Below are 14,564 nucleotides of genomic sequence, written 5' to 3'. Positions count from 1 at the left end.
TATCGTCATCCCTGTGAGTGCCCTCGACCTCGTCGCCGATTGGCCGGTGCCCACCGTTTCCGCCGCAGTGGTGGGGCCGGAGGGGATCAGGGCCCAAATAGGCCCGGTGACGCACCAATTCGCCCTAGCGTCGGTCACCAAGCCCTTGGTGGCGCGGGCCGCACAGGTGGCGCTCGAAGAGGGGGCCATCGATCTCGCGACCCCGGCCGGGCCTCCCGGCTCGACCGTCGAGCACTTGCTCGCACATGCTTCGGGGCTGTCGATGCTCTCTGACACCATCATCGCCAAGCCGGGCACGCGTCGCGTCTATTCGAACTACGGATTCGCAGTGGTGGCGCATGCGGTGGCCGCCGGGGCCACCATCGAATTCGGTACGTATCTGCGCGAGGCCGTATTGGAGCCGCTGGGTATGGGTGACACGGTGTTGCCCGGCGGGGCCGACACCGCCGGGTACGGGGGAGCCTCCACTGTCGTAGACCTCGCGGCCTTCGCCGGCGATCTGTTGCGGCCGCGTCTCGTCTCGGCTGAGACGCATCATCGTGCGACGAATGTGGTGTTCCCGGGGCTGGACGGGGTGCTGCCCGGGTATGGCGTGCAACGTCCGAACGACTGGGGGCTGGGTTTCGAGATCAAGGGCACCAAGCTCCCACACTGGACCGGCAGCGAGAACTCACCGGCCACCTACGGCCACTTCGGACAGGCGGGCACCTTCATCTGGGTGGACCCGAACGTTGACCTGGCGCTCGTCGTGCTGACGGACAGATCCTTCGACGGCTGGGCCAATCAGGTGTGGCCGCAGCTGTCCGACGCGGTGCTGGCCGAGTTCGGATAAGGGCTCCCCACAGACTCTCAGGAAGCCGTTACCTCAAATTCGCCCCTAGGACTGGCGCAACACGCGCATCAGAAGGCACAATGGTGTCACAAGGCACACAGGTGTAATTCAGTAACACGCTCTAGAAGCTTCGCGAGCCGTTGGGGAAGACGTCCTCGTCGAAGACAAAGGAGCACTACGAATGCACGCGTCGCCTCAGTTCGCCGACTCGACAACCGGCGTGGTCTATGTCCACGCCTCACCGGCCGCAGTGTGCCCGCATGTCGAGTGGGCCTTGTCGTCGACTCTGTCGGCGATCACGTCCGGCCGTACCGCTGACACGGTGAAGCTGCGCTGGCAGGCGCAGCCGGCCATGCCGGGGCAGCTGCGCGCCGTCACCAACTGGGTGGGCCCGGTCGGCACCGGTGCGCGCCTGGCCAACGCCCTGCGCTCGTGGCCGGTGCTGCGCTTCGAAGTCACCGAGGATGCCAGCGACGGCGTGGACGGTCAGCGCTTCAGTCACGTCCCGCAGCTCGGCATGTGGAGCGGCAGCACGAGCGCCAACGGCGACATCATGGTCAGCGAGATGCGGTTGCGCGGTCTGATGGATGCCGATCCCGGCAGCATCACCGCCGAACTCGACACCATGCTGGGCAGCGCATGGGATGACGCCTTGGAGCCGTACCGCAGCGGCGGCGACGGCGCCGAGGTCACCTGGCTCCGCGGAGTCGGCTAGAGCCTCAGCTCTTGTTGGCGACCAGGCGGCTCACCAGGAAACCGATGTAGGCAAGGCTGCCGAGGCTGCCCACGATACGGGTACGCCGGAACGCCAGGGCAAGTCCGAGCAACAGCTCGGTGAAGCCGTTCTGGTAGACCCAGCGGCGAGTGTCCTCCGGGAAGGCGACCTTGGAGATGGACTCGAACGGCTGAGGCGCGACGAAATGCGCAACGCCGGTGGCGGCCAGGCCCGCGCCGCCCGCTCGGAACCCGATACCGGTAAGGCGAACGCCCAGACGCACCAGACTCTGGATGAGTGCCGACAGCCGCTGGAACAGACTCGGGCCGACCTTGGTCGTGACGAGCGTCGCGGTCGGCTGACCGTCGACAAGCAACTTGAGTGCCTTCTTACGCCGAAGTGCCATTCCCCAGACTCCCTTGTCGATTATGTGAATGAAACGTCACTCTAACAGTAGGGGGGTGGCTAGGCATCGGCTTGTCGAGCGGTGACATCGATGCCGAACGTCTCCACCAGGAAACTCACGATCGCGGGTGTCACCCGACGCGGCCAGAATCGTAAGGTGGCCAATGTGCCGGCCGAAACCACTTGCGCACCAACGATATCGATGGCGAGGTTATGTGCGTCGGCCGCCGGATGCAGCGGGTCCGCGGTGAGCGCGAGAATCATCGTCGGCGCGTTCACGGCCCGGCGCACCGCGCGCGGCGGTGCCATCCGGCCCACCAGCATGCCCTTCATGAATGCCGCGGAGCGCGACGGAGGAGCCGTCAGAAATTCGCGCAGCAGGCCGAGGGTGGGCTGTTCGGTTTCGGGGAACGATCGTGCCACCGCGCCGACGAGCCACACCAGCGGACGCCCGAGGGTGAACAGGGTGAGCCCGGCAGACCACAGATAACCGGCGGCGCCGATACCCCGCTCCAGGAATGGTCCCTCCAGCAGCAGACCGGCCACCCGCTCGGGTGCCCAGGCCGCCGCCTCCACCGAGATATTCGCGCCGATGGACGTGCCGCCGAGCACCGCGCGTTCGATACCGAGAGCATCCAGAGCCCCAATGAGCTGGCGCCCCAGGGCCTGCGAGTTATAGCGGTCAGGCTCCAGCGGGTGCTCGTCGGCGGTGGTGCCGAGCAGATCCAGGCAGATCACCCGAAAGCCGCGCTCGGCAAGCTCCTTGGCCCACGCATGCTCCAGATAATGCGAGGTGAGGAAGGCGTGTGACAGCACCACAACACGGTCCCCGGAACCGAACTGGCGATATGCCAGCCGGTGTCCGTCGACGGTGAGTGTGGTGCCGACCGTCACAGCGGGATGTTTTTGTGGCGGCCGCGTCGTGAGGGTGCTTCGGCGAGTGCGCGGGTGAGTACTGCGCGGGTTTGTGAGGGTTCGATTTCTTCGTCGACGACGCCGATTTCGATGGCGCGGTCTACGCCGCCGGCGATGCGTTCGTGTTCGAGGGCTAGTTCTTCGTGCAGGGCTTCGCGTTCGTCGGCGGGGGCGGCGGCGAGTTGTTTTTTGTGCAGGATGCCCACGGCGGCTTTGGCGCCCATGACGGCGACTTCGGCGTCGGGCCAGGCGAAGACTTTGGTGGCGCCCAGTGAGCGTGAGTTCATGGCGATGTAGGCGCCGCCATAGATTTTGCGGGTCACCAGGGTCACGCGGGGGACGGTGGCTTCACCGAAGGCGTGCAGCAGTTTGGCGCCGCGGCGCACGACCCCGCCCCATTCTTGGCCGACACCGGGCAGATAGCCGGGCACGTCCACCAAAACGATCAGGGGGATGCCGAAGGCGTTGCATAGGCGCACGAAACGTGCGGCTTTTTCGGCGCTTTCGGAGTTCAGGCAGCCACCCAGGCGTAGCGGGTTGTTGGCCAACACTCCGACACTGCGTCCGGCCAGACGGCCCAGACCGATGACCATCGAGGGTGCCCATTTGCCTTGGAACTCTTCGAACGGGTCATCCCCATCCAGGAGGGCGTTGACGATGGGGTGCACGTCGTAGGCGCGTTTGGCTGATGCGGGCAGCAGGGCGCGCAGGTCGGTGTGATCGGATTCGGCGCGGCCGCGATCGAAAACACCTTGCTGGCAGAAGAATCCGATCAGTTTGCGCCCACGGGCGTAGGCGTCGAGTTCATCGTCGGCCACGATGTGGCACACACCAGATTTTTTGTGGTGCGCTTCCGGGCCGCCCAGAGTGGCCATATCAACATCTTCACCAGTGACCGAGCGGACCACGTCGGGTCCGGTGACAAATACGCGGCTTTCGGGGGCCATGATGATGACATCGGTCAACGCCGGCCCATAGGCGGCACCGCCGGCGGCGAACCCGACCACGATCGAGATCTGCGGGATATACCCCGAGGCGCGGATCATGGCCTCAAAAACCAGCCCGACCGCGTGCAGGGCCGAAACCCCTTCGGCCAGCCGTGCACCCCCGGAATGCCAGATACCGGCGATGGGGCTTTGTTCTTCGATGGCGGTGTCGTAGGCGTTGACGATGTGACGGCAACCCTCGATACCCATCGCACCGCCCATCACGGTGCCGTCGGTGCAAAAAGCGATGGTCCTGACTCCGTTGACCGTGCCACCGGCAGCCAACACACCCGAGCGATCACGCTCGTGCAGCAGCTCCACAGTGCCCTCATCAAAGAACATGTTCAACCGAAGCAACGGATCACGCGGATCGAGCGATTCGTCGATAGCCTCGGGAGCCAGGATCGTCATCTTGAGCCTCTCTGGTGCTTAGTACTTGCCAAAGGCAAGCGCAACGTTGTGCCCGCCGAATCCGAACGAGTTATTGATTGCGTATTTAAAATCCCCGTGTCGTGGCTCTCCCGCAACGACATCCAGGTCGATTTCGGGATCAAGGTTGTCAAGATTGAGCGTCGGCGGGATAACGCCATCGCGCAGCGCGAGCACGGTGAGCACCGATTCCAGGGCGCCGACGGCGCCAATCGAGTGCCCCAGCGCCGATTTGGGCGCGTAGACCGCGGCGTGCTGCACACCGGCGACATGGATGGCGTTGGCCTCGGCGATATCGCCGATAGGGGTGGCCGTGCCGTGCGCGTTGATGTGGTCAATGTCCTTGGGGGACAAGCCCGCTGTCTGAATCGCGCGGGTCATCGCCGCACCGGCGCGCACACCATCGGGGCCCGGGGCCACCATGTGGTACGCGTCGGAGGTGATGCCTGCGCCCATCACGCGGGCCAGGATCTGCGCGCCGCGAGCCTTGGCGTGCTCTTCGGTCTCGATGACCATGAGCGCGCCGGCCTCGCCGAACACGAATCCGTCGCGGTCCTTGTCGAACGGGCGAGAAGCCTTCTCCGGCTCGTCATTTCGCGTCGACATGGCGCGCATCATGGAGAACGCGGCGATCGGCAGGGCTTCGATCATGCCCTCCACGCCACCGCAGACGACCATGTCGGCATCGCCCATCACGATCTGGCGCCATGCGTGCGCGATGGCCTCGGAGCCGGAGGAACACGCCGATACCGGCGTGATGACACCCGCGCGGGCGCCGATCTCCAGGCCCACCACCGCGGCGGCACCGTTGGGCATACACATCTGTACGGCGAGCGGCGAAACCTTGCGAATGCCATGTTCATTCATGGTGTCGTAGGTTTCGACGATGCGCTCGCCACCGCCGAGCCCGGTACCGATGACGACCGCGAGGCGGTCCTTGTCAATGTCATCGGGCGTGCCGGCGTTCTGCCACACCTGACGGCCTACGAGCAGCGCCATGCGCTGCACGTAGGCCATCCGGCGAAGCTCCAACCGGGTCATGTGGGTGTCGATGGGCTCCTTGAGGTGCCCACCGATCCACACGGGCAGACCGAACTTCTCGACGAATTCGTCTTCGAGAACCTCGATACCGCTTTCCCCGGCGATGAGTCCCTTCCACGTGCCCTCGATGTCAGGCGCGATAGAGGTCGTTGCGGCGAGAGCCGTCACAACGACATTGGGGAAGCCACCGTTTGCAGTGGAAGGGGTTGTCACTGGTCCTAGCCCTCCAGCTGCGCGCGGATGTTGGCTGCGGCCTCGGGGTTTTCCTGCTCGAGCTTCTCGATGTAGTTGACGACATCGCCAACGGTCCGCAGACCGGCCAGATCCTCATCGGGGATCTTCACGCCGTACTTGTCCTCGGTCTGGACGGCGATCTCAACCATCGACAGCGAGTCGATGTCCAGGTCGTCGACGAACGACTTCTCGAGGGTGACCTCGGAGGGCTCGATACCGGTGACCTCTTCGATGATCTCGGCGAGACCGGCGACGATGCGATCTTTTTCTTCTGCGGTGGCCACTCGGTGGCTCCCTTCGGTGTTATGGACTGCAGGTGCAGCCCTTGGGTGAACTCTGATATTTGAAACTGGATGAGGGGGCGGCTTTGCCCACTCATCCGGGGTACTACTTTTTGGTGGTTTGGCCGCTTACAGCTCGGCCAGGGCGTCGAGGTCTTCGAGGGCTTTCAGGGCGTGATTGGTGACGCCACGCATCTCACGCTTAGCGATGCCGGACAGCGCACCCGAGGGCGGCAGTTCCACAACGGCGCTGACGGCCTCTCCGCCGTTGGCCGTCTTGAAGTACTCGGTGCACAGGTCCCAGCGCACCGGCGAGGTGAGCTGGTTGATGAGCTTCTCCATGGCATCGGCGCCGGAGGCGACGGGAGTGCCATCGAAGTTGGACAGCAAGGTGGTGACCGGTTCGGCCGGGACGATCGCGGCGGCCGCGGCGGCGTACGCCTCCTGCGCGGGAGCCATGAAGTGGGTGTGGAAGGCGCCGGCGGTGGCGAGCTGGCGGACACGCGCCTTGGCCGGGGGATCCTCGGCCAGCTTCTCCAGTGCCGTGATGCGGCCGGCGGCGACGATCTGCCCGACGGCGTTGCGGTTGGCGGGGATCAGTTCGAGGGCCTCCAGGCGCTCCAGCACCTCGGCCTCGTCGCCACCCAGCACGGCGGACATGCCGGTCGGGTCCAGCGCGCAAGCCTTGGCCATCTCAGCGCCGCGGGTGGCGGCAAGAGCGACGGCGTCGTCGGCGGAGATGACCCCGGCGATGGCGTAGGCGGCGATCTCACCGACGGAGTGCCCGGCGACCACGGTGGTCTTGGCATTGAGGTGACCACGCTTGGTCAGCTCGTCGTAGGCCAGCAGGGTCAGCGCGACCACCAGTGGCTGGGTGATGGAGGTATCGGTGATCTCCTCGGCGGTGGCCGTGGTTCCCAGGCGCACCAGATCGAGTCCGCTGGCCTTTGACCACTGCTCAACTTGGTCGGTGGCACCGGGCAATTCGAGCCACGGGGTCAGCATGCCGGGGGTCTGGGATCCCTGTCCGGGAGCAAGCAGCGCGATCACGTGTTTAAGAGAACACTGTGAAGGGTGGTTTGCGCCGTGTAAGAGAAAATGAATCTTGTCTTAAGTATTTGTGGGATGCCTACAAAAAGGCATCCAATGCGACCCGATCTATACCGTCTCGAAATGTGGGACCTCGCAGGTGACCGGTCAGTAGCCGTTCTAAGCCTTAATGACATTGATTGTGACTGGCGTGATTCCTGGTTCAGGAGTGAAAACGTCGGCGTGGTCCTGGGCCAGTCTGCCGACGGTTGCCGCGACTCGCAAGACATAGGCATCACGCGGGGACGTTGGGTCTCTTCCGGTGAAATCGGTGATTCGCTTGAGTCGATAACGGACGGTATTTGGGTGAACAAACAGTGCGCGCGCGCACGCCTCGATGGCGCCCCCGGAATCTAAGTAAGCGTCCAGGGTTTCGGTGAGTGCCGGTCCGGCATCGGCGAGTGGGCGCATCACTTCGGTGTTGAGGGCCGCGATGGCCGCCTTATCGCCCAGGAGCGCACGTTCGGGCAGCAGCTCGCGCGAGGACACCGGACGTGGCGCGCCGCGCCACCCCGAGACCGCGTCCATCCCCGAGAGCGCCTCCACGGCGCTGTTATGCGATGCGCTCAGGGTTCCGGAGGTTGGGCCCACCACGACCGGACCGTCGGAGAAGACCTTGATCAGGTCTGCCAGGAACTTGTCGTGTGTGGTGAACGTGCCCGACACGATGGTCAGCAGCCGGGTGCCCTGGATGACGGCGAGTGCTCCACGTCCGTGGCGCTGCGCCACCTCATGCACCAGTGTTGTTGACGTCGCGATGATTTCTGGCCTGGGAGTGCCGACGATGACGGTCGCCGGCGCGGTGGTGTCCCAGTTCAGGGCTGCCGCGCGCGAGAGCATGTCCGGTCCGGTGTCACCGCGCACCACCGCATCGACCACCGTGGCCTCCAGCCGGGAGTCCCACGCGCCCCGGGTTTCCGCTGCCTCGGCGTAGGCGCTGGCAGCTCCGAAGGCAAGGTCACGGCTGTAGCGCAGGATGCCCTCGGTGAGCGTCACCAGCTGCTCGTCATTGCGGGCCAGCAGGGGCAGCACCTCTTCAAAGAACTCCATGGCGGTGCGCACCATGTCGACGGAATGACGCAACGCGATGCGTTTGGCCAGGTCCTGGGGCACAACCTCAAAGGCCTGCATGGTGAAGCCGACAGTGCCCTCGGGGTCGCGGATCCACTCGACGAAGTTATTGATCGCCGTCTGGACCACCAGTGCCACGCTGGAGCGTTGTGAGGCCTCCAGGTCGGCGAAGAACGGCAGCCGGTCCTCCATGACGTGTACGGCCTCGGTGGAGAGGCGTCCGGAGAACTGCTTGATCCGGTGCAGCAGTGCCTCGGGCACCGCGGCTCGCTCCCGCGGTTGCCGAGTGGCGCGAAACCCGCGCAGAGTGCTCACCGAATTGTCGGTCATCCCTAAAAGGTACCCCGGATTCCTGGTGGGAACCGCTAAATGTCCGCACTTTTGGATCAGTTGCGCAGTCTGCGCCGAATGCCTTCGATGGCCAGATCGATGCTGTCGCGCAGGACGGTGATGTCCATGGTCGCGCGCCCCATCAGCATGCCGCCCTGCAGGGCGGCAAGGACTGTCGCGGCCAGCCGCTGGGGATCTTCGGTGCGGTCAAGGTCGCCGAGATCCTGCATTCGGGTCAGGCCGTCGGCAAGCAATGACTGCCATTGGTGGAACGCAGCGGCAAGTGCGGGCTGATATGCCGGATCGTTCTTGAGCTCGGCGGCCATGCTGCCCAGCGGGCATCCGAACGGGCCGCCGGGCACTTCGTGGTTGGCCAAGATCGCCTGGGCCCACTGCTCGACACCCTCCATCGAGTCGATCTGGGCGAGAGTCGGCTGTGCCTGCAGGACGAGCTCGGTCTGACGTTCCAGGACCGCCTTCACCAAGTCGGACCGGTCCTTGAAGTAGTGGTACAGCTGCGACTTGCCCGCATTGGAGGCCGCCAGGATGTCGTCGAGACTGGTTGCCGCGACACCCTTTTGGTACATCATCTGGGCAGCCGCATCGATGATGGCCGCGCGGGTGCGGCGGCCGTGTGCGGTCGCGGGCAACTTGGTGGCGCTTTGTGGTGACTTACTTACCATCCCGGACAACATTAGCTGTGGCCTTGGCTTGTCTGCGTCGCCGTATTGAGTAGTGGCCGCTTGGCGCCGGAAACGCGATGATGACCGCCGACAGCGCCGCCATCACCGGGTACTGGGTGATCAGTTGGTCCGAACTCCAGTAGGTCAGGAGCATCAACAGCGAAACCATGGCCGCGGGCTGGGGGAGCAGCCCCAGGATCAGGACTGCCCCGAGCGCCGTCTCCAACAGCGGGATGGCGACACCGAAAAGGCCCGGCCACGCGCGAAGCACGCTGTCGGAGAAGACGGTGAAGTACTCCGGCACGCGGGTGTTGGTCTGCGCGCTGTGGGCGATGAGCAGAATGTCTGCCCGGCCGAAGTGTGCGCTGTATTTGAAGATCCCCTCGTGCAACCACAGTGCGCCCAGCGCCACCCTTGCCGCGCCGAGGGCGATCGGCGCGGCAAGGGCGATCCATCGTGCGTGGGTTCTCACATCAAGGCTGCCGCGCCGAAGGCCTCTTTGGCCTTATCGCAGTTGATCAGAACGGTGTCGTACATGGAGGTGTCCGCGCCGTTGACGTCGAATGTCTGTGACGCCGCGTCGGCGGCGACCATGCCGAGCTCTTTGCCCGTGCTCACTGCGCTCTGGTCTGAGCCCTTGGTCAGGTAGATGTGCAGGTCGGGGCCCTTGTCGGAGGAGAATCCGGTCAAGCTGACCCGCCCATTGGCGATCGTGACGGTGCCCGCGACGTGCTTGCCGTCGATTCCGCTGAACGAACCTGTCCGCGTGGCGCCGGTCATGGCCTGCGATGTCATCGGCATTTCCGACATCGCCTGCGGTGACTGCGTGCTCGGTTGAGTGTCACGAGAGGGCGCGTTACACGCGGCAACGGCCAAGCCGATGCCCAGAAGTGCTGTGCCAGTGAGAACTTTGAACCGCATGGGGGATTCCTTTCCGAGGGGTTTGAGCGAGCGATCTCGACTGTACCGATCAGTACAATTGATGTCGACAAAAAAGCGCGAGCAGACACGTACTGCGCTCGCGACCTGCGCTCTATGTGCAATACATGTCTGCTCGCGCCAGCAGGGTTATGCGCTGCCGGTGTCCTTGAAGGACACGTCGGCGGCCAACACGTCATCGATCTTGTACTGGGCGGCCGCACGGATGGCGACGTCGCGGTCGACGGCGCCCTCATCCGACAGCGCCTCCAGGACCGCGACCACGACCGACTCGGCGTCGGTGTTGAAGTACCGACGGGCGGCGGGTCGGGTATCGGAGATACCGAATCCGTCGGTGCCGAGCGTCCGGTACGTGCCCGGCACCCATGGCCGGATCTGCTCGGGCACCGCGTGCATCCAGTCCGAGACCGCCACCTTGGGCCCCTGCGCGCTCACCAGAGCCTTCGTCACGTACGGAACGGCCTTGGGGCGGTCCGGGTGACGCAGCGCCTGGTGATCGATGGCGAGACCGTCCCGGTTGAGCTCACCCCAGGACGTCACCGACCACACGTCGGCGGCCACATCCCAGTGCTCGGCCAGCAGATCGGCCGCGCGCAGCGCATCGGGCAGCGATACCCCGGAGGCCAGGATCTGTGCCTGGTGCTTGCGCGCCTCGGGTGCCGCACGGAACTTGTAGATGCCGCGCAGAATGCCCTCGGCATCGACGTTCTCCGGCTCCACCGGCTGCACGTACGGCTCGTTGTACAGCGTGATGTAGAAGTACACGTTCTCGCTGTTCTCGCCGTACATCCGCTGCAGGCCGTGCTCGACGATATGTGCGATCTCGTAGGCGAACGCCGGGTCGTAAGCCACCACAGCGGGATTGGTGCTGGCCAGCAGCAGCGAGTGGCCGTCGGCGTGCTGCAGCCCCTCGCCGGTCAGCGTGGTGCGGCCCGCGGTAGCGCCCAGGACGAACCCGCGGGCCATCTGGTCGGCGGCGGCCCACAGGCCGTCACCGGTGCGCTGGAACCCGAACATCGAATAGAAGATGTACAGCGGGATCATCGGCTCGTCGTGGGTCGAGTACGCCGTGCCCACCGCGGTGAACGTGGCGGTGGACCCGGCCTCGTTGATGCCCTCGTGCAGGATCTGGCCCTGCGCACTTTCCTTGTACGCCAACATCAGTTCGGCATCCACCGAGGTGTACAGCTGGCCGTTGCGGTTGTAGATCTTCAGCGACGGGAACCACGAGTCCATGCCGAAGGTGCGCGCCTCGTCGGGGATGATCGGGACGATGCGGTTGCCAATGTTCTTGTCGCGCAACAGTTCCTTGAACGTACGCACCAATGCCATGGTGGTGGCGATCTCCTGCTTGCCCGAGCCCTTCTTCAGCGGGGCGTAGGTCTCCGGGCTCGGCAGCGTGAGGGGACGCGACTTGGTGCGCCGCGCGGGCACGAATCCGCCCAGCGCACGGCGCCGGTCGAGCATGTAACGGACCTCGGGGGCCTCCGGGCCGGGGTGGTAGTACGGCGGCAGGTACGGATTCTCCTCGAGCTGAGCATCCGAGATCGGGATGCGCTGCTTGTCGCGGAAGTCCTTGAGGTCGTCCAGCGTCAGCTTCTTCATCTGGTGGGTGGCGTTGCGCCCCTCGAAATGCTTGCCGAGCGTGTAGCCCTTGATTGTCTTGGCCAGGATGACCGTGGGCTGGCCCTTGTGCTCGGTGGCCGCCCGGTAGGCGGCGTACACCTTGCGGTAGTCGTGGCCACCGCGCTTGAGGTTCCAGACCTGGTCGTCGGTAAGGTTTTTCACCAGTTCCTTGGTGCGCGGATCGCGCCCGAAGAAGTGCTCGCGGACGTACGCGCCGTCGTTGGCCTTATAGGTCTGGTAGTCGCCGTCGGCCGTGGTGTTCATCAGATTGACCAGGGCGCCGTCCCGGTCGGCATGCAGCAGGGCATCCCATTCGCGGCCCCACACCACCTTGATGACGTTCCAGCCGGCGCCACGGAAGAAGGACTCCAGCTCCTGGATGATCTTGCCGTTACCGCGCACCGGGCCGTCCAGACGCTGCAGGTTGCAGTTGACGACGAACGTCAGGTTGTCCAGGCCCTCCGTCGCGGCGATATGTGCCAGGCCGCGCGATTCCGGCTCGTCCATTTCGCCGTCGCCCAGGAACGCCCAGACCCGCTGATCGGAGGTGTCCTTGATGCCACGGTCGCGTAGGTAGTGGTTGAACCGCGCCTGCATGATCGCGTTCATCGGCCCCAGACCCATGGAAACCGTTGGGAACTGCCAGAAATCGGGCATGAGACGCGGGTGCGGGTAGGAGGGCAGGCCGCCGCCGGGGTGGCTCTTTTCCTGCCGGAACCCGTCGAGCTGATCGGTGGTCAACCGACCTTCCAAGAAGGCGCGGGCGTAGATGCCGGGGGAGGCATGGCCCTGGATGAACACCTGATCACCGCCGCCCGGGTGGGCGTTACCGCGGAAGAAGTGGTTGAACCCCACCTCGTAGAGGGCCGCCGAGGAGGCGTATGTCGAAATGTGGCCGCCCACACCGACCCCTGGCCGCTGCGCACGGTGGACCATGATCGCGGCGTTCCAGCGGATCCAGGCGCGGAAGCGACGTTCGGTGTCTTCGTCGCCGGGGAACCACGGCTCGTTCTCGGTTGCGATGGTGTTCACGTAGTCGGTGGACGTCAGCGCCGGGATGGCCACGCGGCCGGCGTTCGCTCGTTCCAGCAGTCGCAGCATGAGGTACCGGGCGCGGGCCGGACCCGACCGGGCCAGCAGGCCGTCAAATGACTCGAGCCACTCGCCCGTCTCATCGGGGTCGATATCGGGCAGATACGACGCGACACCTTCGCGGATCACCCGAACGCGCTCGGATTGATTTGCGGCGCTTGAATTTCCGGCCAGGTCTTGGCGAGCGAACTCCGTGGTCAACTTTTCTGCTCCTTAGGGGTGGGGGTGCAGATCTCAGTCACAATCAGATCGGTACCTCCATCGTGCCGCAAGTCACTTGCTACTAGCGAGTCTGGTCCAGTCACAAGGTCTGGAGCTGGCACAGCGGGTACCGTCATGACATGCGTATTGCGGCGCTGTTCATCGCGCTGGCGGCCATCTGTGCCGCGGCCGTGGCGGGCTGCACCATGACCACCGGAGGGCAGGCGTCGGCGCCCAGTGAGTCGGTGTCGGAGTACCGCACGTACGTCTCACAGTCCATCGAGACGTCGCGGTCCGAGGAGTCCAAGCGTCAGGAGACGTCCCGCGCGCAGGCGACGGCCGATGCGTGTGAGACCTTCGCGATGACATCGAACGCGGCTGTTTCCGCGGGTAACGACCTGATCTCCGTCATGAACGACGAGGGCGGCTACGGGTCGAGCGCGGAGGCCAAGGTGGGGCCCGTCATCAATGCCCTGAACACCAGCGCCGGGCAAATCGACTCTGCCAAGGCGAGCGCTCAGACCGATGAGCTGCGCGATGCGTTCACGCAGTACGCCGAGCAGTCGCGAAAACTGGCCGGGGCGTTCGATAATCGGCTGAGTGGCGGCACTCTCAACTCTGTGGTCCGTACTTTCAACGATGCGCGGGAGCGCGCCGGGAAGATCTGCGAGCCGCTTCTTCAGACAAAAGGTCGATAGTGCCTGACGGGGATTGCCGGTGGCATGCGACGATGTGACCATTCATCCCAAGTGCGGAAGCACGCATCTGTGAACAAGGAGGGGCCGAACGGTGGTCGCGGCGGCTGACGCCTCGAACTACGCCCACAAGCTGGGCGTCCAGCGAGATCAGCTTGTGCAGGAGCTGGGCTGGGATGAGGACACGGACGACAATATCCGGGCCGATGTCGAGGACGCGTGCGGTTCGGAGCTTCTCGACGAGAGCTCCGACGACGTCGTCGATGTGGTCCTGTTGTGGTGGCGCGATGACGACGGCGACCTGGTCGACGCGTTGATGGACGCCATCACTCCACTTGCTGAGGACGGCGTGATCTGGGTGTTGACGCCCAAGACCGGTAAGCCGGGCCATGTGCAGCCCTCGGAAATCGCCGAATCGGCGCCGACCGCGGGCTTGGTGCAGACCTCGTCGGTCAACCTGGGGGACTGGAGCGCGACGCGCTTGGTGCAGCCCAAGACGTCACGTGGCGGGCGGCGCTAATGCTGCCTGTTGGCACCGTCGCACCCGATTTCACCCTGCGTAACCAGAACAACCAGCTCGTCAGCCTGAGCGATTTTCGGGGCAAGAAGGCCGCGCTGCTGGTGTTCTTCCCGCTGGCGTTCACCGGGGTCTGTCAGGGCGAGCTGGACCATGTGCGCGACCACATCGGAGACTTCGAGAACGACGACGTGCAGATCATCGGGCTGTCGGTGAGTGCCGGGCCGATCCACAAGATCTGGTCGAGCTACAGCGGCTTCACCTTCCCGATCCTGTCCGACTTCTGGCCGCACGGGGCAGTCGCCGAGGCGTACGGGGTGCTCAACGAGAAGGCCGGCTATCCGAACCGCGGGACTTTTGTGGTGGATGCCGACGGAATCATCCGATTCGCCGAGATGCTGGATCCCGGGCAAGCCCGTGACCAGGGAGGTTGGGTAGAAGCGCTCGCCGCGCTACATTCGTGAGCTGATTCCCACGTTGGTG

Annotated in this window: 16 protein-coding genes; 5 read left to right on the top strand and 11 right to left on the bottom strand. The window is 64.9% G+C overall.

Annotation, left to right across the window (positions count from 1 at the left end; translation table 11 throughout):
- Positions 1–13 precede the first annotated feature (13 nt).
- A complete protein-coding gene (locus tag B4383_RS22905; RefSeq protein ID WP_078291323.1) occupies positions 14–832 on the top strand; it encodes a serine hydrolase domain-containing protein in 819 nt (272 codons plus the stop codon).
- 181 nt (positions 833–1,013) lie between these two features.
- Positions 1,014–1,547: a DUF3145 domain-containing protein gene (locus B4383_RS22900; RefSeq protein ID WP_078291325.1), complete on the top strand. Its 534-nt coding sequence runs from the start codon at positions 1,014–1,016 to the stop codon at positions 1,545–1,547.
- A gap of 4 nt (positions 1,548–1,551) precedes the next feature.
- Here B4383_RS22900 and B4383_RS22895 read toward each other — a convergent pair whose 3' ends face one another.
- From B4383_RS22895 to aceE, 11 genes are all read right to left on the bottom strand, one after another.
- Positions 1,552–1,953, bottom strand: coding sequence for a hypothetical protein (locus B4383_RS22895; protein ID WP_078291326.1), 402 nt, complete (start codon positions 1,951–1,953; stop codon positions 1,552–1,554).
- Positions 1,954–2,012: 59 nt separating this feature from the next.
- Entirely contained in the window at positions 2,013–2,846 is an 834-nt protein-coding gene (locus B4383_RS22890) for an alpha/beta hydrolase (RefSeq protein ID WP_134085599.1), read from the bottom strand.
- On the bottom strand, positions 2,843–4,264 hold the full coding sequence (locus B4383_RS22885) for an acyl-CoA carboxylase subunit beta (protein ID WP_078291328.1): 1,422 nt from the start codon (positions 4,262–4,264) through the stop codon (positions 2,843–2,845). The genes B4383_RS22890 and B4383_RS22885 overlap by 4 nt, the downstream gene beginning before the upstream one ends.
- Before the next feature lie 18 nt (positions 4,265–4,282).
- On the bottom strand, positions 4,283–5,536 hold the full coding sequence (kasA, locus tag B4383_RS22880; RefSeq protein ID WP_078291330.1) for a 3-oxoacyl-ACP synthase KasA: 1,254 nt from the start codon (positions 5,534–5,536) through the stop codon (positions 4,283–4,285).
- A gap of 5 nt (positions 5,537–5,541) precedes the next feature.
- The gene (acpM, locus tag B4383_RS22875) at positions 5,542–5,841 is read right to left on the bottom strand and encodes a meromycolate extension acyl carrier protein AcpM (protein ID WP_030095371.1); all 300 of its coding nucleotides are present in this window, start codon (positions 5,839–5,841) and stop codon (positions 5,542–5,544) included.
- Positions 5,842–5,967: 126 nt separating this feature from the next.
- On the bottom strand, positions 5,968–6,888 hold the full coding sequence (locus B4383_RS22870) for an ACP S-malonyltransferase (RefSeq protein WP_078291333.1): 921 nt from the start codon (positions 6,886–6,888) through the stop codon (positions 5,968–5,970).
- Positions 6,889–7,047: 159 nt separating this feature from the next.
- Positions 7,048–8,328 (bottom strand): PucR family transcriptional regulator, encoded by a 1,281-nt coding sequence (locus B4383_RS22865; RefSeq protein ID WP_078291335.1) that lies wholly within the window; start codon positions 8,326–8,328, stop codon positions 7,048–7,050.
- Between the two features lie 56 nt (positions 8,329–8,384).
- Entirely contained in the window at positions 8,385–9,011 is a 627-nt protein-coding gene (locus B4383_RS22860; RefSeq protein ID WP_078291336.1) for a TetR/AcrR family transcriptional regulator, read from the bottom strand.
- The gene (locus B4383_RS22855; protein ID WP_078291337.1) at positions 9,001–9,483 is read right to left on the bottom strand and encodes a DoxX family membrane protein; all 483 of its coding nucleotides are present in this window, start codon (positions 9,481–9,483) and stop codon (positions 9,001–9,003) included. The genes B4383_RS22860 and B4383_RS22855 overlap by 11 nt, the downstream gene beginning before the upstream one ends.
- Positions 9,480–9,932, bottom strand: coding sequence for a DM13 domain-containing protein (locus tag B4383_RS22850; RefSeq protein WP_078291340.1), 453 nt, complete (start codon positions 9,930–9,932; stop codon positions 9,480–9,482). The genes B4383_RS22855 and B4383_RS22850 overlap by 4 nt, the downstream gene beginning before the upstream one ends.
- 147 nt (positions 9,933–10,079) lie before the next feature.
- The gene (gene aceE, locus B4383_RS22845; RefSeq protein ID WP_078291343.1) at positions 10,080–12,869 is read right to left on the bottom strand and encodes a pyruvate dehydrogenase (acetyl-transferring), homodimeric type; all 2,790 of its coding nucleotides are present in this window, start codon (positions 12,867–12,869) and stop codon (positions 10,080–10,082) included.
- A gap of 140 nt (positions 12,870–13,009) precedes the next feature.
- Here aceE and B4383_RS22840 point away from each other — a divergent pair, with 140 nt between their 5' ends.
- From B4383_RS22840 to B4383_RS22830, 3 genes are all read left to right on the top strand, one after another.
- Entirely contained in the window at positions 13,010–13,567 is a 558-nt protein-coding gene (locus B4383_RS22840) for a hypothetical protein (RefSeq protein ID WP_078291345.1), read from the top strand.
- Positions 13,568–13,658: 91 nt separating this feature from the next.
- The gene (locus B4383_RS22835) at positions 13,659–14,084 is read left to right on the top strand and encodes a DUF3052 domain-containing protein (RefSeq protein WP_078291347.1); all 426 of its coding nucleotides are present in this window, start codon (positions 13,659–13,661) and stop codon (positions 14,082–14,084) included.
- Complete coding sequence (locus B4383_RS22830) at positions 14,084–14,545, top strand: peroxiredoxin (RefSeq protein ID WP_078291349.1); 462 nt, start codon at positions 14,084–14,086, stop codon at positions 14,543–14,545. The genes B4383_RS22835 and B4383_RS22830 overlap by 1 nt, the downstream gene beginning before the upstream one ends.
- Positions 14,546–14,564: the final 19 nt, after the last annotated feature.

This window comes from Mycobacterium sp. D16R24, assembly GCF_002013385.1.
GTDB lineage: Bacteria > Actinomycetota > Actinomycetes > Mycobacteriales > Mycobacteriaceae > Mycobacterium.
Note: the sequence above shows the minus strand (reverse complement) of the source record. Positions and strands in the feature narration are given on the sequence as shown.